22 protein-coding genes are annotated in these 23,704 nt (G+C 54.6%); 5 read left to right on the top strand and 17 right to left on the bottom strand.

Going from position 1 to position 23,704, the window contains the following annotated elements; translation table 11 throughout:
* The first annotated feature begins 83 nt into the window (after window positions 1-83).
* Both GC165_12965 and clcA read left to right on the top strand, forming a co-directional pair.
* Window positions 84-413: a metalloregulator ArsR/SmtB family transcription factor gene (locus GC165_12965; GenBank protein ID MBI1333777.1), complete on the top strand. Its 330-nt coding sequence runs from the start codon at window positions 84-86 to the stop codon at window positions 411-413.
* Window positions 364-1,992 (top strand): H(+)/Cl(-) exchange transporter ClcA, encoded by a 1,629-nt coding sequence (gene clcA, locus GC165_12960; GenBank protein MBI1333776.1) that lies wholly within the window; start codon window positions 364-366, stop codon window positions 1,990-1,992. The genes GC165_12965 and clcA overlap by 50 nt, the downstream gene beginning before the upstream one ends.
* Here clcA and GC165_12955 read toward each other — a convergent pair.
* Window positions 1,989-2,366 carry a cupin domain-containing protein gene (locus GC165_12955; protein ID MBI1333775.1) on the bottom strand — a complete coding sequence of 126 codons (378 nt, stop codon included), beginning with the start codon at window positions 2,364-2,366 and terminating at the stop codon, window positions 1,989-1,991. The genes clcA and GC165_12955 overlap by 4 nt on opposite strands.
* A 33-nt stretch (window positions 2,367-2,399) precedes the next feature.
* Here GC165_12955 and GC165_12950 point away from each other — a divergent pair, with 33 nt between their 5' ends.
* Together GC165_12950 and GC165_12945 are read left to right on the top strand one after the other, a co-directional pair.
* A complete protein-coding gene (locus GC165_12950) occupies window positions 2,400-3,221 on the top strand; it encodes a helix-turn-helix domain-containing protein (protein MBI1333774.1) in 822 nt (273 codons plus the stop codon).
* Between the two features lie 58 nt (window positions 3,222-3,279).
* A complete protein-coding gene (locus GC165_12945; protein ID MBI1333773.1) occupies window positions 3,280-4,536 on the top strand; it encodes a hypothetical protein in 1,257 nt (418 codons plus the stop codon).
* Window positions 4,537-4,578: 42 nt separating this feature from the next.
* Here the strand turns inward: GC165_12945 and GC165_12940 are convergent, their stop codons facing one another.
* The 13 genes from GC165_12940 to GC165_12880 form a co-directional block, all read right to left on the bottom strand.
* Window positions 4,579-5,607: a thioredoxin domain-containing protein gene (locus tag GC165_12940; GenBank protein MBI1333772.1), complete on the bottom strand. Its 1,029-nt coding sequence runs from the start codon at window positions 5,605-5,607 to the stop codon at window positions 4,579-4,581.
* Between the two features lie 70 nt (window positions 5,608-5,677).
* Entirely contained in the window at window positions 5,678-6,001 is a 324-nt protein-coding gene (locus tag GC165_12935) for a hypothetical protein (GenBank protein ID MBI1333771.1), read from the bottom strand.
* 152 nt (window positions 6,002-6,153) lie between these two features.
* Complete coding sequence (locus tag GC165_12930; GenBank protein MBI1333770.1) at window positions 6,154-7,272, bottom strand: hypothetical protein; 1,119 nt, start codon at window positions 7,270-7,272, stop codon at window positions 6,154-6,156.
* 2 nt (window positions 7,273-7,274) lie between these two features.
* Window positions 7,275-9,083: a hypothetical protein gene (locus tag GC165_12925; GenBank protein ID MBI1333769.1), complete on the bottom strand. Its 1,809-nt coding sequence runs from the start codon at window positions 9,081-9,083 to the stop codon at window positions 7,275-7,277.
* The gene (locus GC165_12920) at window positions 9,080-9,679 is read right to left on the bottom strand and encodes a hypothetical protein (protein MBI1333768.1); all 600 of its coding nucleotides are present in this window, start codon (window positions 9,677-9,679) and stop codon (window positions 9,080-9,082) included. The genes GC165_12925 and GC165_12920 overlap by 4 nt, the downstream gene beginning before the upstream one ends.
* Complete coding sequence (locus tag GC165_12915; protein ID MBI1333767.1) at window positions 9,679-11,277, bottom strand: hypothetical protein; 1,599 nt, start codon at window positions 11,275-11,277, stop codon at window positions 9,679-9,681. The genes GC165_12920 and GC165_12915 overlap by 1 nt, the downstream gene beginning before the upstream one ends.
* A gap of 49 nt (window positions 11,278-11,326) precedes the next feature.
* Window positions 11,327-11,884, bottom strand: a complete 558-nt coding sequence (locus GC165_12910) for a hypothetical protein (GenBank protein MBI1333766.1) — start codon at window positions 11,882-11,884, stop codon at window positions 11,327-11,329.
* The gene (locus tag GC165_12905; GenBank protein MBI1333765.1) at window positions 11,881-12,408 is read right to left on the bottom strand and encodes a hypothetical protein; all 528 of its coding nucleotides are present in this window, start codon (window positions 12,406-12,408) and stop codon (window positions 11,881-11,883) included. Before GC165_12905 ends, GC165_12910 begins: the two co-directional genes overlap by 4 nt.
* Entirely contained in the window at window positions 12,398-14,215 is a 1,818-nt protein-coding gene (locus GC165_12900) for a hypothetical protein (protein ID MBI1333764.1), read from the bottom strand. The genes GC165_12905 and GC165_12900 overlap by 11 nt, the downstream gene beginning before the upstream one ends.
* Window positions 14,216-14,315: 100 nt before the next feature.
* On the bottom strand, window positions 14,316-14,696 hold the full coding sequence (locus GC165_12895; protein MBI1333763.1) for a prepilin-type N-terminal cleavage/methylation domain-containing protein: 381 nt from the start codon (window positions 14,694-14,696) through the stop codon (window positions 14,316-14,318).
* A 438-nt stretch (window positions 14,697-15,134) separates the two neighbouring features.
* Window positions 15,135-16,388, bottom strand: coding sequence for a hypothetical protein (locus GC165_12890; protein MBI1333762.1), 1,254 nt, complete (start codon window positions 16,386-16,388; stop codon window positions 15,135-15,137).
* A 3-nt stretch (window positions 16,389-16,391) separates the two neighbouring features.
* Complete coding sequence (locus GC165_12885) at window positions 16,392-18,110, bottom strand: type II secretion system protein GspE (protein MBI1333761.1); 1,719 nt, start codon at window positions 18,108-18,110, stop codon at window positions 16,392-16,394.
* Window positions 18,111-18,212: 102 nt separating this feature from the next.
* Window positions 18,213-20,375, bottom strand: coding sequence for a hypothetical protein (locus GC165_12880; protein MBI1333760.1), 2,163 nt, complete (start codon window positions 20,373-20,375; stop codon window positions 18,213-18,215).
* 561 nt (window positions 20,376-20,936) lie between these two features.
* Between GC165_12880 and GC165_12875 the strand changes: the two genes are divergently transcribed.
* Complete coding sequence (locus tag GC165_12875) at window positions 20,937-22,070, top strand: tyrosine-type recombinase/integrase (protein MBI1333759.1); 1,134 nt, start codon at window positions 20,937-20,939, stop codon at window positions 22,068-22,070.
* On the opposite strand, the gene GC165_12870 is transcribed toward GC165_12875, so the two are convergent.
* From GC165_12870 to GC165_12860, 3 genes are read right to left on the bottom strand one after another with little or no spacing between them, the layout of a single operon-like run.
* The gene (locus GC165_12870; GenBank protein ID MBI1333758.1) at window positions 22,051-22,692 is read right to left on the bottom strand and encodes a hypothetical protein; all 642 of its coding nucleotides are present in this window, start codon (window positions 22,690-22,692) and stop codon (window positions 22,051-22,053) included. The genes GC165_12875 and GC165_12870 overlap by 20 nt on opposite strands.
* A 23-nt stretch (window positions 22,693-22,715) precedes the next feature.
* A complete protein-coding gene (locus GC165_12865) occupies window positions 22,716-23,489 on the bottom strand; it encodes a hypothetical protein (protein ID MBI1333757.1) in 774 nt (257 codons plus the stop codon).
* A complete protein-coding gene (locus GC165_12860; GenBank protein ID MBI1333756.1) occupies window positions 23,468-23,677 on the bottom strand; it encodes a helix-turn-helix domain-containing protein in 210 nt (69 codons plus the stop codon). The genes GC165_12865 and GC165_12860 overlap by 22 nt, the downstream gene beginning before the upstream one ends.
* Between the last annotated feature and the right edge of the window lie 27 nt (window positions 23,678-23,704).

Below are 23,704 nucleotides of genomic sequence, written 5' to 3'. Positions count from 1 at the left end.
ACTTGCTATACACTCTAAAAATACGAGATTTCGTACTCTTCCTATAGATATTCAACAATATATCATTATATAATGAAGTATTGATGAATACAGAGACTGTAGAACGAGTAGCGTCTCTATTCGGTGCCCTCTCGAACCCGACGCGTATTCTCATTGTTCGGGAGATCATCAAAGAACCTCTTAATGTTACGGCCGTAACGGAGCGGCTCCAAATTGGACAATCCAGCGCCTCTCAGCACCTTGCGGTTTTAGAACGGGTGGGCCTCATCAAGGTCACCCGAAGCGGCACCAGCCGCATCTACGAAGTACGTGGTCCTCGGGTGGCAAAAATGGTCGACACTGCCGAGGAATTCTGTATCGTCCATGGTCTGCGTGGAGTCCCGGACGCTACGGAAATGCCTGAAGATGTCTGAGGGATCGACCCAAACCGCCCGCCAACTTGAGGTTCAGGAGTTTCTTCAGGCCCGAGTCGTCCGAAAGCGTCTCCTTCCCCGCGCCGTCTTGGTTGGTCTTGGTTCTGGCCTAGTGGCGGTAGCCTTCCGAATCGGCCTTCAGTTGTGTGAAAATGCCCGCGAGCATGTGCTTGCGATTCTGCCGAGTTCACCATGGATCTCTTTTCTCGTCATTGCCGTAATCGGCACCATCGGCACCTATGTCGCCCTCCTCATCGGTCGCCTGGAGCCCGATGCGAGTGGCTCGGGAATTCCGCAAATGAAGGCGGTCCTGGAAGGCCATATGAAGATGGATTGGCTCCGCATTTTGTGGGTCAAGTTCCTCGGCGCATTGGCTGCCCTCGGTTCGGGCTTGGCCATGGGTCGTGAAGGCCCAACCGTTCAAATGGGTGGCGCCGTCGGGCAGGGCTTGGCGACTCTCACCAACGCCAACAATCGAGAGCGTCGCGCGCTCAGCGCGGCGGGCTCTGGGGCTGGCTTGGCGGCGGCATTCAATGCTCCGCTAGCCGGTGTGACATTTGTATTGGAAGAGCTTCAGCGCGACTTCCAGCCGATCGTCTTTGTCGCTGCCCTCTTGTGTGCGGCGGTGGCCACCGTCATTTCGCGCTTGGCGTCTGGCCAGTTTCCGGTGTTCGAGGTCCCGCATATCGAGGCTCCGTCGCTGGCCGCTTTACCGCTCTTTGCTGTGGTTGGTTTGCTCGGCGGATTCTTGGGCGTCTTGTTCAATCGAGCGCTATTAGGCACGCAGTCGGCCTTTGATGGCATTCGCGTCAAGTCGCCGATCAAAGTAGCGCTCATCACCGGCATCCTGCTGGCGATCGCATTTGTGGCGTCGAAAGACCTGATCGGTGGTGGGCACGGCCTTAGCGAACTGGCCATCAAGGGCGAAATTCCCCTCCTTCTCGCGATCGGCTTCTTCATGCTCCGTTTCGTGCTGATCCACGTTTGCTATGCCACCGGCGTTCCGGGTGGCATCTTTGCCCCCCTGCTGTCTCTAGGTGCGCTCATTGGCCTAGTTTCGCACGAACTGGCCGTCATGATCGGTTTGCAGGGCGGCGTCACCGTGGCCGCCTGTGCGGTGGCTGGCATGTGCGGCATGTTCTCCGGCGTAGTCCGCGCACCGCTGACGGGCGTCATCCTCATCGGCGAAATGACGGGAAGCTACGACCTGCTCCTGCCTCTCTTGGTAACCGCGTTCGCGGCGTACGCGGTAGCCGAAAACATGCGCGACATCCCGATCTACGAAGCCTTGCTCCAGCGATTGGCCTCGATGCGCGGATTCGAGGTCGAGGATGATGAGCGTCGCTTCGTGGAGACCGAGATTCGTCCGGACTCAACGCTGGTTGGCCTCAAGCTAAAGGACGCCCACTTGCCGAAAGGCGTGCTAGTGGTGCTGTGCAGCAACGGCAGTCGCGAGTACATCCCGAATGGCAACACCGTCCTGCGCGAGCACATGAAGATATCGGTTGTATCGACCTCGAAGAAGGCTCTGCACGACCTCGAACTCCTGACCCACAGCCCGACTGCGGATATCGACTAGCCGTCGATCAGCACGACGCTTTCCTGCTCGTTTGGGTCGGTACGCGCGATAATAGCGACCGCCGGCTCCGTGCCGGGGTTGTACGGCTGGTGCGGCACTCCGGCCGGAATATACACATATTCGCCTGCTTCCACGCGGTCACAAAATTCGAGGTTCGGACCGTGCTTGAATTCCGTCACACCCGAAAGCAGATAGATGGCCGTCTCATGGCTCTCGTGGTAGTGTGGTTTGGCGCTCGCCCCCGGCGGCATCACAAGCATGTGCATGCAGATCGCTTCAGATCCGGTGGATTCAGCCGAGACTCCCGCGAAATAATCGAGTCCCTGCTTGCCGTGAAAGGACTCTTGTTTTCGAACGATTCGGCACTGCTTCACAGAGTGGTTTTACCCGGTGAGTACACTCCCTTCATGTCTCGGAATCCGGTCCGGCAAATGGAGTTGGGTGAGTACAGCGGAAAGACCGTCCGTCGTCTGCGAATCCAGAACCTACTTCTGACCGAAAATCGGTTCCCTTCCAACCTTCGCATTGGTCAACACTCCCATATCTATCCCCACTTCACCATCGTTCTAAAGGGCGGGTTCGTCGAACAGTACGGCGAGCACAAGTTTGTGTGCAATGCGGGATCGGTGTTGCTCGTACCCCAGGACCAAAGCCACTGCGACATCATGGGTCCCGACGGCACCCACAGCCTCAGCATCGAAATATCTCGAAGCCTAGAACGGTTTCTGTCTAGTGAATCAGACTTATTGACCCACCCACGCGTCCTACGTAGTTCGGACCTGTCCGCCGCTATTGCAAATCTTAAGCGCCACTTTCTAACTTCCGCTCCCTCTTCGTCCTTCGAAATTCACTGCGCGGCTATGCAGGTTATTCTCGCCGTTTTGAGAAGCGACACTCGACCGAGCGACGGCCCCACGTGGCTTGCCATGGTCTGCAATCGACTAGAGGAGGACTTGAGTCAAAACCAATCATTGTCGGAGTTGGCTAGCCTGGCCGGAGTCTCAATCGCCCACCTTTGTCGAGCGTTTCACCGTAACAAAGGGATGACGATCGGCGACTATGTGCGACGCCGCCGGTTATGCGCCGCCGCCGAACGCTTAAGCCAATCCACTGACAGCATTGCGTTGATAGCCGCTGAGACAGGTTTTGCCGATCAGGCACATCTTTCGCGGACGTTTAGGCAGGCTTACGGGCTTTCGCCTCGAGCCTATCGGAGCCAGGCAAATTAGATACAAAACATCAACGATATTCAATGTTCAGTCGAGTTCCTAGTGACAGACTGATGTCGTGATTCTTGCCGCCACAATCTTCCTCCGGTCGGTCTTCTCAATCGACCTAAACCTTGCTGTCCGTTACTTTCAGGAGGCATCGTGGGCATCCCAGGATGACGCAGGAGCTTTGTGGGGAGCAAAACTGTATGGACCAACTCTCTTTGTTGATCCCCAAACCGGCGATATTGTCGCGAACCAGGCCGACCAGAAGGGCGCACTTACATCTGCCGGGACTGTATTCGTGGGCAAGGTTCCCCTCAGTTTTGCGGCTGCGAATACGGCGATGGACTGGAATGGCGTCAAGTGGTCGGTCATCATGTGGCCACTACCAGAGCGTCCAGTTGACCGGTCCCGACTTATCATGCACGAGTCCTGGCACCGCATTCAGTCAGACATCGGTCTGCCTCCAGCCATCACCCACAACGAACACCTTGACTCAAAGGAAGGTCGAATCTGGCTGCTGATGGAGTACCGAGCACTAGCGAAAGCTCTCCCGGCTTGGGGAGACGAACGGAAGACTGCCCTTTCCGATGCTCTAACCTTCCGAACATATCGTCGCTCGCTGTTTCCTAGCGCGGCAGAAAATGAGGACCGGATGGAAGTGCACGAGGGAATGGCCGAATACACCGGCATCTGTTGCTCGGGCCGAACCAATTCGGAAGGAAGGTACTACATGGCCGGACGACTCAAACTCAATTCCCTCAAGCCTTCGCTGACCTACGCATTTGCCTACGAAACGGGACCTGCTTACGGCCTCCTGTTGGATCAATACGACGAACACTGGCGAAAGGGTCTAAACCCAAAATCTAGTCTATCGGAACTGCTTGCTTCCGCCGCTCATATCGCGGTTGGCAAAGTAGACCACGCTGAGGCAATAAAGAGGGCCCAAGCTTATGACGGCAACTCCCTGATCAAGCAAGAGACAAAGCGAGACGAAGAACGGACCAAGCAGCTAAAGGAGTTTCGGCAGACCCTAATCGAGGGGCCACGCCTACATCTCCCTTCTACGGGCAACTTCACCTTCGATCCGAATGCTGTGTACCCAATGCCTCCGACCGGAACCGTCTATCTCGGCAGCAAACTGTCCGAAGAGTGGGGCGTACTCGAAACGACTGGACCAGTCTTGGTCGACAGCCAATACAAGAATTCGTGGGTCCAAGCCGCCACAGGAACCGATCCTTCCAAAGGAATGACCTGGAAACTGACCCTAAACCCAGGATGGAAACTTGTACCGGGACCAAGAAAAGGCGATTGGGAAGTCGCCAAGGGATGATTTTGAAGCAACTGAGATCACAAGCAGACCGGGTTGACCAATCTACGAACCGCCAGGAGTCAAAAGCGCCTGCAGTTTTGAGAACAGCTCGTTGACGCGCGCCGGGGTGCGGGAGCCGTCCTTGGTCAGGATGATGTACGTCGGAGTCTCGTCGATCTTGAGCCGCTTCGCAAGCGCGATGTCGCGCTGAACCTTGGCGGTTGCTTTGGCCAGCAAAGCCTTGTCGTGAATCGCGTTGGCTTCAAACGGGTGGTCCTTCGTGGAACCGTAAATGTTCGAAACGAAGGTCCAAAATTCCTGGTCCGACTTGCTTCCTTCCGAAATCACGGCCAACTGCTCGGAAAGCTGGTGGCCAGGTAGGAAGGTCAACGGCAAATGATGGAACACCAGCCGCACGGATGGGTACCGCTGGACCAATTCCACGAGCTTCGCATGCATTTCCTTGCAGGACTCGCACGACAGATCGGCAAACTCAACCAGCGTGATGCTTGCGGTCGGCAAACCCATCACGCGATCATCGCTCGCAACGAGGTCCGCCTGAGGAATCGCCCGCAAAGCGGCCAGATCAATGCTGACCGGCGTCGGCTTGGCGAGTGTCCGGGTGGTGGCGAAAAGGCCAAGAATGACGAGAACCAAACTCAAAGCCGGAAGAAGGACTGTCATCTTGCCGGGCGCAAGAGACACGACCTTTCGACGCAACAAGGCCATGTGGCAGACGAAGAGGATGGCCATCGTCGCCGCCGATGCCAGGCACCAGGTGCAGAGGGCGCCGATGTCCACCACCGAATGGCGCGTAAGACCGACACTTACGACCAGACCGATGAGCGATGTGAAGAACCCAAGCTGAGTCGATCGCCTTACCGCAATTCCCATCGACCGAAGGACCGCCAGCAGAGTCAGAATAGCGTAGCCGACCAGACCAAAAGCCGAAACGGGAACGCCCATCCACTCCGACGAGGGATCAGCGGCCACCTTTTCGCATCCGTTAGACGCTCCGCAAGGCAAAAGCCCATGGAGGTAGTGGGCGGCTGTCAGCGAGCCGGCAATGTACAGGCCGACAAAGCCAAGCACGATAGAGAGGTTGTTATGATTTCTTGCAGAGCGGGCCTCTGCATCCGTCCAGGTTTGAGAGCTCACGCGCTTAGAAGAGACCGTTAACCTTGATCGATCCAATGAGATAGACGGCGATGTACCCGATGGTGCCGATGCGCATGGCCTTGAGAATCAGGTTCGGGTGCTTTTGGCGCAAGAATTCGAGGATCACGATGGGGACGAGGAATGAACTGAGTTTGAGAGCGAGGAATGCCCAGTTGGAAATCTCAATGCTTTTGGCTAAAACAGGATTGGTTTCCCGCCCAATTCCCATTCGGACGAGGATGAGCGTCCAATAGGTATCGAACGCGCAAAGCAAGGTCAGGATCACCGTCTCAGCCAGAACTTTTTGCTTCAGTAGCCTCGCAACCATTTGCCGTCCCGAACACAGCATATGATGGAAGAGACGGAAATAAAAGCCTTTGGGACTTATTGCACCGGAATTTGTCGCCATTTTCTCTTCATAAGGCTTGCGTTAGCCCTATGAAGATTTTCGGCGTGACTCGCCGGAACAAGAGGGCGAACCTAGTTTTCTGGCGGGGTCGGATCGTCGCTGACCATCAGGCGAAGCACATCTTTGCCGTGCCTGATTTTCACGAAGTACTGACCGAATTCCACGACTCGATAGCCGTCGTCGAATAGCTCATTCTTCCCAACCACAAATGTCTTAGCGCCGATGTGGACGATAGCCACGGCATTCGTGCCAGAGATAATCCCGCTGACCGAAATGGAGGGCGCAGGCGTTTGCTCCTCGGCCGGATTCGGCAGCGTGCCCTGCATCGGCAAGTACTGACCTGGGTCGGCCGGTGGCAATTCGTCTGGTTCGACCGGTGTTCGCCGCCTAGTTCGGACCTTTTTGGCCGGCTTCGATTTTGCTTTTACCACGGCCTTTGTGGCTTTGGGAATGACTTCGCGGAACGGGTCGACATCGCTTTGGGCAAACAAGACCGCAGGCTCGATATCGGCAAACTCCTCCGACTCGTCTGGCCCTGCCATCGCCATCAGCACGTCGTCATTCGACTTCTTGGCCCGGACATTCTTGGACATGGTTTGCTTTCGGGCTTGAAGTTTGATGCCGCTGTCGCCTTGCTGGCCAATGAACAGCTTAATGATCGTCTTTTCGCGCTTCAGCACCACGCTGTCCCTCGTGATCGCGTTCACAATGTAGCCGTTGCCGAAAGTCTGGCCCACGCGGACCACATAGGACTGAGAGCCAATCTGCACAATGGCCAGCGGCTTCGGTCCACCCACAAGCCCGCTGAGGAGGAGGGTCTCCGGCTGTTCGGCCTGTATTGGCGTATCGCCTAAGGGCAGCGGCGGAATCTCGCTCTGCTTCGGCGTCACCGTATTCACCGGTGCAGACGGCGTAACTATTGGCTTTGGCGTATTTGAGACAACCGACTGGAAGGGATCGGCCGCGGGTGGGATGATGCGATCGTTTAGGTCGATCTGGGGGTCCGCCTCGACCGGTTCGTTGCTCGCCGTCGCGACCAGCGGAGCCGCATTTGCCGTTAGATCGATCGGAGCAGGCGCGATCGCGGTCGTCGGGGCCAAGATTCCAGAAACGCGCCAAAACACGAAGGCAAAGACGAGCACAATGCCTACCACGAGGCCGACTAGTTTCTTGCGATCATCGGTGTTCATGGCTACTTATCCGGGGATTTGGGGTCGTCCGAGACCATGTGGGGCGTAATGCTAACAATGATATCGGTTCGGCTATGGCTGCTCGTTCGTCGCTTGAAAAGTTCGCCGATGATCGGCAGTTTCGACAGGAACGGAACCTCTTGGATCGTCTTGACATCGGAATCCCGAATCAGGCCGCCCAAGACGATTGTCTCACCACTTTTCACGATGACGGTCGTGTCCGCCTCGCGAACGCTGGTCTGCGGAACGTTATTGTCGCCAATGGACGTCACGGCGCTCACGATCGGATTGACGTGAAGGGTGATATTGCCGTCCGAGTTGACGCGAGGAGCGATCAGGAGAATGATTCCGACCGGAAACTCCTGAATCTGTACGTTCTGGGCACCCAACTGTCCTTGCGTGGTCACCAGCGCCCGGATCGTGTCTCCAATGAATACCGAGCCGTTGCCGTTATCGACGACATCGATCTTGGGGCGAGCCAGAATCTTCGCTGTCTTATTCGTCACCATCGCGCTGAGGATGGCCCGGAAGCTCGAAGGTACTCGGCTGAATTGCCCGAAACCGGCGGGTCTCGTGGTAACTGAATCGACAGGTGCTTGGCCACCTGGGTCATGAAGTAACGTCGTACCCGGCGGTACTTCGACAAAATCGAAGGGCGACCAGTTATACAGCATTCCGGTGTCCTGATTCGTCTCAGGCGTCGTCTCGATTACGTTGACCTCGACCACAATCTGCTTTGGCTTCTTGTCCAACTCGGCGATGAGCTTCAGGCTGTCTTCGACCGATGACGCACGCCCCTTCAAGACGATGCTTTTCGCACGGTCGCCGACCTTGATCGGCAACTCATTCGGGTTATTCCCGCCATTCTGTTGACTGCTTTGTTGGCTTCCCTGCTGGTTTCCGCTGTTGCCCCCGATTAGGCTCGTGCTCGAACCGCTATTCAAAAGAGCCGAGATTGGATTAAAGACCGCCCGGCGCGGAATATACGACTCAGGACCGGTAAACACTTCGACGTCCGGCATCGCCGCCTTCAGGAATTCTGAAATCGAAGGTCCACTGGTGTATTTCAGTTCATAAACTCGATAGACGACCGCATTCGGTCCTGCCGACCGGCCAGCATCGAGCTTGGTGATCGTCTGCTTGGCCATATCGACCATGCCCTTCGGACCGGAGAGGCCCAGCGCGCCCGCTTCCTTATCCGACTTCGTCGCCGAAAACTTCACGTCGGGATACAAGCCTTCCAACAGGGGTTGCATCTCCGTGGCACTCATATTGTCGAGCAGCACGACATCGGTGACTTCTTGACGGGCGATGATATCAGCTTGGTACTCGTCGATCTCGCTTCGAGCTTGCGACAGGTCTTCGGGAAGCCCCTTGACCTGGATCTTGGCTCCCTTGAGGGTTACCGTCGCAAATGGAAGATGATCCTGAAGCTTGGGAGAAATGTCCGCGGCCTTCCCTACTTTGAGCGTATACAGGGCGGTCTCGCAATAAGGCTCTAACGCCTGGCGCATGTTCGACGGCGAAGCAACCACGAACATCGTTCCGACCTTTCGGTAGGCAAGTCCCGCCGAGGAAGCCACGCTCTGGATAGCTTCTTCCGTCGTCTTGACCTTGACGGACAAGGAAACCGTGACCTTGTCCTTCCCGGCCACATAGATGATATTGGCTCCGGTACGCAGTCCAAGTGCCTTCAGAACGACCCCGACCTCGGTATTGGAGAACACCATCGAAATGGAGTCGGAAGATTGCGTTTGGGCCCCAGAAAGGGCCGCAGCCACAGCAAGTAAGGATGTTAGCTTTGATTTCATGGCATAGATGCCTCGGTTTGAGTCTTGGGAGTTTGTGCCGCCCGTGCTTCGGGAGCGACATACCGCGAAAGCGAGAAGGTCAACTGGTTGGCGCTCTTGTCCGACCGATTCCAGTTGATGTTATGCAGGGCAAACAGTCGGTCTGAACTAGTCAGGCCGGCAATGAACTGTCGAAGGGCTGAGTACTCTCCGCCAACGGTGAGGTCGCAGTCGACTCGGGTGATTCCCTTCAGAAGGGCGGCGTTCTCGCCTCCCGCCAGATCGGGTTGGCCATTGGCGTTCACTCCGTAGCTCTGCACCTTCGAGGTCCACTGCATGAGCACGACACCCGTCGAGTGCATCCGCTCCCGCAAGTCGTTCAAGAATTGCGTCTCCTCGTTGGAGTTTGCCGGAACCGACGCATACCATTGGTCAGGCAGCTTCTGGTCCAACTCGGTCTTGCGAGTCCGCGCCGACTGAAGCTTTAGACTGGCGGAATCTAGTTCGCTCTGCTTGGCGGTGAACGCCGCATGCTTCGAAAAGATGATGAAAGTCGCAATCGCGAAGCAGATCGCTGGCACGATCCATCCAAGAATTCGATACGGCTCGGGTCTCATCAGTTGGCCTCCTTCGGCATCTTGATTCGGTCCATCGAGACCGTCTGCCCGCTTAACTGAAATTGGATACCGTTGCCGACTTGGTTCTCGATACGAGAGAAGGAATTGATCATCAGTCCCTTGAGGACCGGACTCCTTTGTAGATTCTGAGTAGTCTTGATGACCGACGCCTCGTCGACAGCTTCACCAGAAATAACCACTTTGAGGTCGGAGCCCACGGTTACCGACTTAAGGCCGACTCCACTTTGCAGACTCCCAACGATGTAGTCCATCATTGCGCCGATCGGCACTCCTTCCTTTCGCAAGGCTCGGTACTGCCTTGTGTGGAGCGCCCGTTCTTCCATCGTTTGGTCGATCTGCGCCTCGATCGCCGCCGTCTGGGCGTTGGTCGAGCCAATCACGCCCTCCACGCGAGAAATCTGCATGTTGTACATCACAAAGCCGAGTACTCCGAGCGCGATGCCCAGAGCCGAAACGACGATGGAACCCGCGAAGTTACGTTTCGTCGCCTCGTAGACCTGGGCGGTCCGCTGAGTCGAGAACAAGTCCAACTTCGGAACTTTGCTTCCCGGCATCATCGCGTTGTACAAAGCCAGGCCATAGGCGGTTGAATATCGAATTCCGCCCACCCCGGACATTTCGGCCTGCGCGGTCGAAGAATCTTGCGGTGATGTCGGAACCATGACGAGCGAGGTTTCGATTCCGAATTGTCGTGAGAGAACTCTCGCGAGCGGCTCCATCGGCTGAAAATCGGTGATGAGCTGAATTCGATCCAACACAGCGAAATCAGCAAACTCTCGCTGAAGATATTCGATGGTTCGTCGAGTTTCCAGGGCCAAGCGATCTACCGCCCCCTCATGGAGCCCTTCTAGGGGGTCGGAGACGGCCGTAGCGGCAGAATCGGCCACCACTACCTCACGATGCCGCACGACCGGCATCATCATGATCGAGCCCACGTCCAACCGCCGATAAGCGGCCAACCCTCCGTCGATCCAAAAGATCGCGTCCGTAAATTCCCGGCCGACGATCAGCGTAAAGGCCGTTCCGCTGGCTGGCGTCGCCGCCGCTACGGTCCGAAGCATGGAAAGTGCGCTTGGTTCGAGCGCAACGACTTCAACGTTGGCCCGCTCGGCGACTTCGCGAAGTTGGGACGTCAACTCGTCATCCACCGCCATCACGGTCACCTGTTGGGATCCGGTAGAGGCGGTCCGGTTGGGCGGCAGAAGCCGAATAAAGCCAAAAGCGCCGCCCCTGCTCTGCAACAGTCCAAAATGCTCGACCTCTCCGGCGACGACTGCGGCTAGCTCTGAATCTGGAACCGGCGGAATCGCAATGTTTCGAATCGCAAGTCGGTCACTGCTGACACTCAGCACCGCTCGAGAAGTCGCGCGCCCAAAACCGGACGACTCCAAGAGGCGCTTAAGGGCCAAAGAAAGCGCTCCGATGTGCTTGACTCGACCATCCTGAAAGGCGTTCTCAGGAATTGGCACCCAAGCCGCCTTAACCACTGCCGGTTTGCCGTTTCGGGTGCGAAGCTGGACGGCACGAATCTCGTGCTCACTTATGTCGATTCCTATGTGTTCCGTTTCGCGCGCCATTGAAATTTAGCCTAGCAAATTTACCCGTTTTTAACACAAATCCAAGACTCTAGAGACGTTTTGGACTGTTCCTCAGCCGAACAATCGTCGAATACGTTCCCACGAATCCGCTCCTCGTAATCGTAGCCTGGATTTTGACCGCCACAAGGTTCGGTCCTGACAACGATCCAGGCGCTGTTGCCGTCATCGAAGTCGCATTGTAAGAGTTCGACGAATAGTACGTAATGTTCAGACTTGCGTCCGTGTAGAGGGTCGTAGAGGTCCCTCCGACAGTTTTCGTGAAAGAACCGTTCGTAATGCCGTAAGCCGTCTGGACTAGCGTGGAAGACGGACGCGTGTAGATCGTGACGCCACTTGCCGAAAAGCTCGATACGGCCGAGTTCAACGTACAGCCAGAGTCGGTCGAAGTGCACAGCGACGAACGGCGGAATGCACCCGCCAAAAGATTGGCCATCTGCCGAGCATCTTCCTGAATCGTCGGATTCTTGGCGCTGAATTCCCTTTCCTTGACCAGGTTTACCACGGCCTGGAAGACACCTGCGGATAGAACCGACATGATGACAACCGCGGCCAAAACCTGGATCAGCGACGTTCCTCTTCGACTCATATTCCCCCTCGAACCAGATTGGTGCCCTGTGTAAAGAGAATCTGGCTGTCGGATATCCGACGAACCGTGATAACGGCAGCCCGCTTGCTAGTGACGGTAAAGGCGTAAGACGTGTTGGCTAGATTCGGCCGCACGTCCGAGTCGGTGATCGTCATCTGAGCCGAAAACTTGACGCCCGCCGCGGTCGAACTGGCCACCGGCGTACCGGTTAAATCGTAGTAAGCGGTTCCACCCGAGCTCCAGGCTCCGGACGACGAGATGTAGGACCCCGTCCATGTCCCAAGTTGGGTATTGGTATCGTAGGATCCTACGGGGAGGTTATCGGCGCCATAGACTTTGGCCCGCTCCAACTCACCCCGACCGATTTGGGCGGCCTGCACTGCCTCCCGGGTCGAGTAGTATCGCCAGTCGATGGCGTTCCAACCGGCAAACATTCCGGCAATGGCGAGCGCCATGATCAGCGCCGCGACAATCCCTTCGATGATCGTGAATCCAAGCCGCGTTCTGCGCCGACTACCCGCCATCGTTGTAGCCACCCGAAATGATTCCCGCTCCAACTGGATCGGAAGGATTAGACGCAGGATTGTAGACGATCTTACAATTGCCGTTGAAATTGACCGAGTCGGCCAGAAGCGATCCGGTGAGGACAATCCGCGGACTGCCAGTCGCAGTGGGGCCGTCGAAGATGATCGTCGATCCGCTTGACGCATCGCCTGGGGCGTTGCAGACCGCGTAAACACCTCCGTAGACGTTGAAGTCCCCGGTCAGCGCGGTTCCGAGGTAGTCCACTGGATTCGATGGTCGAGAGAATTGGAAGGTCTTCCCTTTCTTCCCGACGTAAATTCGGAAAAGACTAGGGTCGGTCAATCCACCCGCAACGTTCACCTGCAACTGAATATTGTCGTTTTGTGCGCCGCCCGATGTGTCGTTGATCCAAAAGCGCACCTGTCCCGGAGTTCCGCCGCTCGCCAAGGCGTTCGGGTCAATATAGAGGTCCGTCTGCGAGTTATACGGCAGGCTAATGTTATTAAAGTAGTAGTCGCCTGGTTCAAAGATGAGCGTGCGAACACCGATGGAAACCGAACCGGAGTTATTGGAATACGAGGCTCCGTTAGGGAACGTCGAACCGGTCAGCGTAAAGTGAATCTTGTTATTAGCGCCATTTCCCGTTCCATCGTTGGTGAGCGTAATCGCCCATGTACCGTTGGCCGCGGTGTCGATCCCGTTCGTACCAGAAACGCCAGAAATCGTCACGGTTCGACCGGTCGGGAAGAGTCCGGTCCCCTGATTCGATTGAAGGGTAATTTCGATCAGACTGCTCCCTGATGCTTTCGAAACATTCGTGATCGTGAAGGAGGACTTTCGCGACGTGCCAGCGTTGGCCCAACTGCCCAAATTTCCGCCCGAATTGGAAAGGGTTGTGCTGACCCCACCCGACATCGCCTGGCAGTTGGACGTATTGATCGCCGGCGGCGACCCCGTCGCATTTGAGCGAAACGTATAGACACCCGTGGCATTGCTGGAGTGACCTGAGATGTACGTCCACGGATCGGTGCCGGTGCTAAGCCCAAAGGTACGGCTGAGAACACTAGAAGTTAACGGATAGGTGACCGGTGTGTTCTGAACGTATATGGCGCCCGCGTTCGCGTCGGTAAGGTTGGTGTTGGAAAAGCCGGTTCCGGTCTGGACGCTTCGATTCGCGTTGATTCCGTTGTCGAGCTTGAAAGAAGGGTAACTCGAGTTATTCGAAATGATGCCGTTGGTACCTGCGGTCCCGACGACGATGACATCGGAGCTTTGAAGCGAGATCGCCGGGGAACTGTTGCCATAGTTCGCAAGGGCGAAAACGGCGTACAGGCTGAAGATCGAAGAATTCGTGACTTGAGCCTGAACCTTGCGCCACGACCCACGCACGTAAGACCTTGCTGTAATCCAAAATCCCGAAGTTTTGCCGTCCCATCCGGTCGTGCCCGCCTGGTCTTGGCTGGTGTAGACCCAAAAGTTTCCGTCGGTTCCGCTGATCGAGCCTTTGCGGCCTTTGATGATGGAACCTTCTCCGGGATAGATGGCCGTTTCGCCGTTTGCCGCCACCGGTTGCGATGAAATCGATGTGATGCTGGAGTTGCCGATGTTCTTTGAAATGAACGTCAGTTCGTCGTTGATGCCGCCTTCTGCCAAGAGAAGCGCTGACTCTGAACGGGCCTCCGAAAATCCAAGCGAGTAGTGTTGGGCTGAAAGCATCAGCGTGGCCGCGACAATCATCGACGAAACGATGACGATCACCAAGACCGTGACCAGAACACCGCCAAAATTGCGCTTGCTTCTCCGCATATTTCCAGACCGCAGGAGTTAAACCCGAAAAATAATTCATGGTTTGACCGGGCAATTACCCGGTCAAACCATCTGTTTGAGAGTGTAGACGAGATCCTGATTAAGGATTGATCTTGACGGTGATTGCGGTGATCGCGTTGCAGTTGGTCGCAACCGGAGTGATCGTAGCCGACGTTGCGGTCGGAACGTAGCCCCAGTCAGCGGCAAGTGCAGTTCCCGTGCACGGATTGGTAGGAATGGCTCCACCAAGATCGGCAAGGAACGTAGCGTCCGTGAAGTCAGCCGGGTAAGCGCCGGTTCGAACAGCAATCTGCTGAGCCGCAGTTGCGATGATCCGAGCGTTGGTGACGGCAGTCTTCGTTCGAGCATCCTTGATGGAGCTCATGTAGGCCGGCAAAGCGACCGCGGTGATGATACCCAGGATTAAAACGACGACCAGAAGCTCAATAAGCGTGAACCCCTTCTTAATAGACTTTTTCATTTGTTTTGTATCTCTCCAATGCAGAGCCCGCTTGTTCGGCAGACGACGAACGCGCAGGTTATGTATGGCCAATGAAGACCGTTGCACATTATATGCCAATTTCAATATAGAGAAGTATATGTGCGCAAAAATTTCGATAACTTTCTCTATACACTGGCAACCTTACGATGTTGCCAAAGTCTGTTCATAGTGGCTGACAAAGACAACCGACATTACTCTTCTATTGTCGACAATATTCAAATAAATATTATCACTATTCCGAGAATTTCGCGCAGTGATATATCCGTACATCGCGCCTACATCCAAATATAGGGGCCACGGTAAATCTTAGTCAGAAAGTTGTAGCCACAAAGCAATACCTACTTTCCGTTACAGGGAGTCTTGAATCGGAGGTTTTGGCAGTGTGGGCGGGCCAACCCAGGCTTCCGACTCGACAAGTTACTTTAGCGCCGAATTTTGAACGGCTTTTCCGAGACTAAAGATTGGCATGTAGAGAGCCAAGAGTACGACCAGAACAATGCCACCAACTAAAATAGTCATAACCGGCTCGATCATCCGAGTAAAGTTGTTCACCGCATACTCGACATCTTGCTCGTAAAACTTATTTATCTCTTCGAGCATGGTATCTAGGTTGCCAGTGGCTTCGCCTGCTGCCACAAGGCGGGTAACCATCAAAGGAAACTCGCCGGATTTCTGGAGTTCTTCCGAAATCGTCGATCCATCTCGCACATTCTTGGCCGAGTCATTTACGGCCCGTTCGATGACGGCGTTACCCGCCGTCGAACCGGCAATAGTCAAACTTTGGAGAACCGGAACGCCGCCTTTGAGCGCACCCGCCAGGGTCTGAACGAACCGCGCTATGGAAATCTTGCGCAGTACTACACCTAAAACCGGAATCTTCATCAGCGCAACATCGACGACAATCTTTCCGTTCTGCGTTGTCCGGTATCGCTTGAACCCGTAGGAGAGCACTCCGACGATCAGAACGGCGGCCCACCAATAGTGCACAAAGACTTCGCTAACCTTGATGAGCGTAGTGGTTGCCGTCGGCAACTGCGCGTGGAGGGACTGGTAAACCTCGGCAAAGACGGGGACAACGACAGTCAGCATGACCGCAATCGTACCAATACAAGCGGCCACTACGAGCTTAGGGTAAACCGTTGCCGCGCGAACTTTTCGTCGAAGGTCGGCTTCCCTTTCCAATTGCATGGCGGCAATTTCTAAGGTCTGATCGAGGGTTCCCGCGAGTTCTCCAGCCTCGACCAATGAAACCATTAAGGGAGTAAAGAGCTTCGGGTGGCTACGCATCCCGGTTGAGAGCATGTTTCCTTCTGATACAGCCCGTTCGAGATCGACAAACGCGCTTGCCAAAGCCGGCTTATTAGTTTGAGAACCGACGAGTTCTAGCGCCTGAACCAACGGCAGGCCTGCCCGGACCGTCGTTCCAAGCTGCCGCATAGCGATCACCAAATCTTGAAGGCTAGGCTTTCGGTCGAAAATACTAGGTGAATGCCCTCCGCGTCCCGCCGACGAAACCGACTGGGTCGCACCTTTTAAGTGGTTTGACGACTTGACCAAAAACAAGTCGTTCATCCTTAGCGCCTTACGCAGTTCAGTTTCGCTTTCGACGTCCATTACTCCCGTAACGGACTTCCCACTCGCATCGCGAGCCGCGTATTTGAAGGTCGGCATGGATTAATCCTCTTGTGAAAACACGCGATGAAGTTCCGACAGCGACACTTGCAAGTCAAGTGCCTTATTGATCGCGGCTTCTCGCATCGTTACCATACCTTCTCGACGCGCCAGATCGTATAGCTCATTTGCCGATGCTTCCTTAAGAACTAACTTTCGCATCTCATCGGTCATTCCAAAGATTTCCATTGCTGCGGTTCGGCCTCGACTACCACGGTTATCGCACCGACGGCACCCGACTGGGTTCGCCAAATGAGGCATCGATTCTCCCGATCCAATCGGAAGCTGAGCCGACATCATTTCGTCGATGGTAGGCGTGTAGGTCTCTCGGCAATAGGGACACAAAACTCTCAACAGGCGTTGGCCCACTACGCCGATTACCGCCGAACTGATGAGGAACGGCTCGATCCCCATGTTCTGAAGGCGAACGAGCGCGCTGGGCGCGTCATTCGTGTGCAGAGTGCTCAGCACCAGGTGTCCCGTTAGGGCCGCTTGGATAGCGATCTCCGCTGTGTCACGGTCGCGGATTTCTCCAACCAGAATCACGTCGGGGTCTTGGCGCACCAGCGTTCGCAAGCCAGTCGCAAAGGTGACGCCCGTCTTGACGTCCACCTGCATCTGGTTGATTCCGGCAATTTTGTATTCGACCGGATCCTCGATCGTGTTGATGTTCTTGCTGGAATCGTTGATGCTCTGCAGCGCCGTATAAAGCGTGGTCGATTTACCCGATCCCGTCGGCCCGGTAACCAGCACGAGGCCATGTGGCCGACGAACGAACTGCTCAAACTTGGCCTTTTGGTCCGACATAAAGCCGAGCTTGTCCATCTTGGCGATGGAGTTCGACTTTTCCAGCAACCGCATACACGCCTTCTCGCCGTAAACGGTAGGCATAATGCTAAGGCGAACATCGAACCGATTGTCCAAGTCATCCTTGATGGTAAATCTTCCGTCCTGAGGTCGTCGTCTCTCGGCGATGTTCAGCCCGGACATGACCTTCAGTCGCGAAACAAAGGCCGCCAGGTGACTTGTGGGGATCGTCATCTGGTCGTAAAGAACACCATCGACTCGAAACCGCACCCGGACATTGCCTTCCTGAGGCTCGACATGGATGTCGCTAGCGCCCGCACTAGAAGCGGCTAGCAGAACGCTCGAAACCAAGCGGACTAGGGGAGCTTCCTCCACCTGATCGATCAATTCGTCGATTTGGCTCGTTTGGACTCCGCGGTCGATTTGGATTTCGTCGAGGACCGATCGCGTCTTTTGTCGGACGTCGAACGCCCGCTTGATCGCAAACTCGAGGTCTTGCGTAAGTGCCAAATATGGCACGACTGGTCGTCCCAAGGACGCTCGAATCTCGTCAACCAGCGAAAGGTTGAGCGGATCGGCCATCGCTACGTGAATACTGCCATTCTTTTCTCGAAATGGAAGGACGAGGTTCGAAACCACAAAATGCTCGGGAAGCTGGGTGGAAAGGTCTCGGTCGATATCGACCTCCGAGATGTCCACGAAAGGAAAACCGGTGATCTCTTCCAGGTGTCCGCGAAGTTGGCTGGGAGTGATGGCGCCAAGCGAAACCAGCAGTTCGCCGAGAAAGCCGCCACTGCTCTGCTGAAGTTCCAAAGCCTGCCGCAGAGTCTCGTCCGCGATCGCGCCTTCGGCTAGCAGACGCTCGCCGAGTCTGCCAAGAATCCGTCTCCGATTCAGAGATTCATTAAGTATCAAGCCGACACCTTATTCAACTCAGTTCCCACACGCAATTAATAAGCACAGAACGTACCAATTCGTTCCAAGTTCTATTTTGACGAAAGCCCCATGTTAGAAGTTTCAATTCTGCACCTGCTTCAGGGCCAATTCGGTTCGGGAAGCGAGAGGATCGTTGACGAGTTTTTGAAGCTCGAGCAGCCGCATAAGCGATTGCCGCACAGCATCCTTATTCTCCGTGATGGTGGCAAGATCGACCGCCGCCTTGATCACCATCATTTCTCCATACACGTATCGCATTTTGGCCGCCGCCTGCCCGGCGCTTTCGGCCAAAGATTGAGCCTCCTCCAACCGTCCCCCTGCTGTCAAAGCCCGACACATTTCGGCCGCAACTTCGACGCCCACAAGGCGGAATTGCGATTCCAACGTAATCGTCTGGGCTTCCTGCAAAGTGGAGAGGGCCGACTTGTGGTCTCCTAAATCCAGGTCCATCCGGCCACGAAACAAGAACAGAAGACAAAGATGCTCGTGAGAGCCGGATCGGAGCACCCACTCTGCCGCTCGGTCGAGCCTTCTGCGAGCATCCGACAAATGGCTTCGCCTCCGGTCGATCTCGGCCAAAGCCAGTTCGGCTCTCGACTTGTCGTCTTGATAAAGTGCGACTTTGGCCTCGTTGTTCGCCGCGGCCTCGGCGTCGTCGAGGCTATTCGCCAAAAGGTGTAGATGAGCCGCCGATATCGGAAAATCTGCCATTCGATCCGGCACTCGCCCCGATTCGCCCAACAAATACCGAGCCGCGCGGCGTGTCGTTTCGTTCGCATCGTCACGCAGGGCTTCAAGGTGTCCATTGGCGATGCGAATGTAGCGATTTTGGGGCCGCCATTTCAGTGCCTCCTCAAAGTCCCCAAAGGCCCGCAGGCAATAGTACATCCCGCTGGGGTCGGGGCACGTCTCAAAGGCGGAGAGGATTCGAAAGGTGCGCGTATATTCGCCCAAGTTGACGTTGAGATGCTCGTTTCCACCCATTCGGTAGCGATAGATTTCCAGTGCGTCCGCCATGCGATTGGCTCGAATCGCATGGTGAATAAGCTCTTCCAGCAGGTCGAGCGACTCTTTCTCTGTCGGCAGACCAATACCGGGCCGAGTCGACAACGAAAGCAGATGGTCGCTGATAGCGCCGTGAATTTCCGTGGTGTCTCGAAAAAGCCGGTAGAAGTGGTCGCGGACGGCCGGGTGGACGCTGAACTTTCCGCTAGGTTCTCGGCTGCATAAGTGGACCCTCGTCAGCACCATGACAACCTGCTCAAGTTCCGAATGGGAACACTCCGCGAGGCTGCCAGCAGCCGCCACATTCGTGAGGAAGATGTCCTCAAGGCTCTCAAGTGTGACCCCAAAGCGGAAAACGCAGAGCCGACTCATGAGGTCGAGCTCTCTTTGCGACAAGAGGCTCTGGTATAGATTCAAGACCCCTGCAAGTCTCGCGACCGAGGTATCCGTCGAATCCTCGATCTTCATCGCCAAAACCTGAGTCGGATCACCATTGAAAAAGTGAGAGATCGCGGCTCCAAGTAGGTCGATCGTCAGGGCATGCCGCCCAAATTGACTGGTGATCTGTTGAAGGACCTGATCGTCGGCGGATACGCCGTGAACCGTTCGCAGTATATGAAACGCCGCGCTGGAGTCGAGCTGGTCGATGTCCAGCGAATCGTATCCGCGTCGATTCCATCGATCCAGGTCCGACACCGGGAATCGACTGGTCAAGATTGCTTGGCTTTGGCTAGAACTCGAAAGCAGGCGGAGCAAGAACCCGCGTAACAGCGCGTCTTCCAACTCGCCGTAAATGCCCTGCGCATCCGTAAACGATCGCTGAACTCTTTCCAGCCCGTCTAGAACGAACAAATAGCGAGCCCCATCTTCAAGGGATTGCTTGAGCGCGTGAAACCACCCGCTTCCACTGGCGTCCAGCGAAACCTGGCCCGAAACGTACTCGACGGCGGCCCGAAGGAATGCGTTCGTGTCTGGGTCGTCGTAAAAGCTCCAAACCAGGATGCCGTCATAGGTATTGGATTCGAGCGTCTCGTCGAGGAACCTCTTCAAAACCGCCGTCTTGCCCGCGCCGCCGATACCTACAAGGGAGAAAACGCCACCCGGAGTCTTTCGAAACTCACGAAGCTGCTCTAGCTCCTCGGTACGCCCCACAAACTTAGGTGCGCCAGGTAATTCATGAACGATCGCCGGCTCTTTGCGCTGACGAAGCCGCGGACTTTGATTAGACGTATCGCTCATGGATCGAGTACCCGTTTTGACTCAGTCCTTGACGCAAAGGTTCACCGTCCACCCGGGTTTGCGAGAGGATACACCAAGAGCCCCGTATGGCCGCCATTAGCGGCATCTTGTCAAGCACAAAATATAAACGATTCTGGCAAAAATAAGTAACAGAACGAGAGAAAAAGCCTATGGCGAAATGTTGGTTTCAGGCATTTATAGAGACGGCCAAAACTGGCCAGATCACCCTGGGATTGTTATTCGAACTGGTTCGTAGCGCTTCTGAATCGAACAAAGCCCGTTGAAACAAAGAAGCCCTCTTCCGAGGGCTAATTGAACTTATTTCTAATGGTGGACCGTGTAGGGCTCGAACCTACGACCCGCTGATTAAAAGTTAGTTCTAGGGCCTTTCGCTATTGTTCGCAACTGTTCATTTGAACCTATTTCTAGTGTATGATAGTTCGTGAATGATCGCAAAACAATGCCAATGTTCGTGTTCTTTGGTGTCAAAAGTGGTGTCAACTTTTCGGCCCATTTTAGGTTCAACAATGAATGCATTTGGGCTTCTCGGTGGGGTGAATAATGGCAAGTAAGAGAAGAGCGGACGGATACAGCGTCTCCCAACGATCCGACGGCCGATGGATGGCTCGAGTTTCGATGGGCTATGTTGATGGAAAGCTAGCTCGGAAGAGCTTCTATGCAAAGACCAGAGCCGAAGCTGTTTCCCTTGCACAAGACTTCCTCCACGCTTTCAAAAAGGGAGGCTTTGCGCCTGTCTCCAAAGATTGCACGGTTGGAGAATGGCTGGATAAGTGGCTCGAAGTCTTTGTGACAACTCCACCTCTCGCCCCCAAGACAGTGAAATCGTATAAGGAGCAAGTCAACAACCACCTTAAGCCTGGACTTGGCCGGATCACTCTCCGCAAGCTAACGGGGCAGGAAGTTCAGAAGTTCATGACGACCAAGCTTCACGAAGGCCTCTCGAGTACATCAGTAAATGGGATTCATCGAGTTCTGCGCGCTTCCCTTTCTCAGGCTCAGCGAGAGCGGTTAGTTGCAGACAACGTTGCAAAGTTTACGAAGCCTCCAAGAGTCGAGACTCGGTCGGAAACCTTCTTCACACAGCCAGAATTGCGCAAACTGTTTGCGATCACCGAAGGTCATCACCTACGAAATCTAATCCTGTTGGCTCCATACACGGGCATGCGGATAGGTGAACTCACAGGACTCAGGTGGACAGATGTCGACTTCAAAGCAAATACCATCACCGTGCGCAATCAACTCCAATGGGTGGATGGAAAGCCGGTGTTGCTTCCCCCAAAGAGCAAGTCAAGCAAAAGAATCTTGCCCCTCGATGAGGATGTTATGAAGCTCCTTGCGGACCAAAAAATGATCTTCTCGATCAATGGATTCGAAAACAAGATGGACCTGGTCTTTGTAAGTTCGAAAGGTCATCCTCTAGATCCAAAGCTTGCAAACAAACACCTCAAGGACCTTTGCGAAAAGGCGGAAATACGGCAGCTGAGCTTCCATAGCTTCCGGCATACGGCGGCCACGCTTATGCTATCAGCCGGAGAAGAAGCGTCCGAGGTTATGAACTTCTTGGGGCACAGTCAAATCGCTTTGACGGTGAACACGTACGGTGGCGTCATGAGAGAGGCTCAACGCCGCGCATCAAGTCGACTCAAAAGGGCCATCAACGAAGGGGTTGAGTGAGTTCGTCGGGCGGCCCTGTCAACTTTTGTAAACTCTGCTGACTTGTAAATTTTTCAAAGTTTACGCTTGAATGCTCAGTGGTACCGTTCAACATATGCTCGGCAAGTCTCGCTTGTGCTTCATTTGATTCCTTTACGATCCTACACAACTCCTCGTTGAGCGAGTATTCAGATGGGTTAGCACGCGCTTTCCTGACTCTAGGCCCAAATTCTTCGGGAGCAATGTACTCCAGGAGCTTCAGTGCGTCAGATGTCGAACGAATCTTTCGTCGAGCAATTTTAAGCACGTCGACGATCGCTTGAGACTTAGCACGCTCAATTTCGTGCAGAAAATGCAGAAAAATCCACTCTTCTCTTGGGACTTGCTTAATGTCGTCGAGAAACTCGACAGAGATCCGTTCACCTCGCTGACGCCATGAATAAGCTGTCCGCCGTGGAATTCCCAGTGATTCCGCTGCAATCGGAAACCTCACTCCAATTTCTAATAGCTGGGCAATTTTTTGAACAAGTTGATTGGAAAGCTGACTGCTTCCTTTCGGTCTTCCCCTTTTTTGAACAAGTAAACTTTCGCAACTGTTTACAGAAAGTTTACGTGTTCGCGACGCTTGGTCTTCCTTTTTCACATTCCCTTCCTATAAGGCATAAACTACTTAGTCTTCTTACTGGAGGTTCGATTGAACCTAAGTTTGCAAACGGGTGGCATAAACTTCCTTGAACGGACAGGCATATACAGTGTTCTCGCCTTGGATCGGGGCTCACCTTCAGCTACGACACGAATAAACTTCGCATCAATCAGGTACTGAAGAGCTTGGTAAAGTCTTCTGCCCTTCCATCCAAAAATGATTGCAGAACAATCGGATGTGCTTAGAAAGAAGTTCCTTCGAGGGCTCAGCGAAGCAAGGTACCAACATACTGACAAGACCAGGATGGTGTCGCCGGGAATCGTGATTGATGGATCTAGGCGCACTGGATAGGCATTGGCCATTCGGAATGCCCAACCCAATGGTTGCTCGTTTAAGGCGAATATTGCGACCTGCCATGAAGTTATAACTTCCATCTCGAGAGCGTTGTCATCAAACCAATGCTCCATTTGACACAATTCGATAATTCCCTCTTGCTCAAGATGATCTCGATAAACATGGACCAAAGGCAACCAAGACCTCACATCTGCTTGCTCCCCCAAGCGTGCCTTCAAAAGTCTCACCAGGTCAAAAATGATCAAGTGTTCCTTTCCGCCTAAGCCGGAACTCCTAATTTCCGCAACTTTGTTTTCAGCAAGTCCATGAACTTCGACAAACAAGCTTCCAAGCTGTGGATCCAGTGCAAGATGCGGATAAGAAGCTCGGAAACGGGCAAGCTGAGCTGTTTCGGAGTTGGCAAACGGGCGAGAATTCATTTTCATCCCAAGGTCTTTATCCATGCAATCAAACCCTCGCGAGGTATACGCCGACATCGCGTGCCTGGAACTTTGCACGAAGGAATCGTGCCCTCCAAGACAAGGCGGTAAGTGACAGTTCGTCCCAGCCCCAGAACAGTTGCCACTTCAGGGACAGAAAGCAGAGCTTTGGCTGGGATCACGTCGAGTTGTGGAGATTCGATTTCGTTCATCGTCGGTTGTTTTACATCTGGTGTCAC

It is taken from the genome of Armatimonadota bacterium (assembly GCA_016125185.1).
Taxonomy (GTDB): Bacteria; Armatimonadota; Fimbriimonadia; order Fimbriimonadales; family Fimbriimonadaceae; genus Fimbriimonas.
This window is presented reverse-complemented; position numbering and strand designations above follow the sequence as displayed.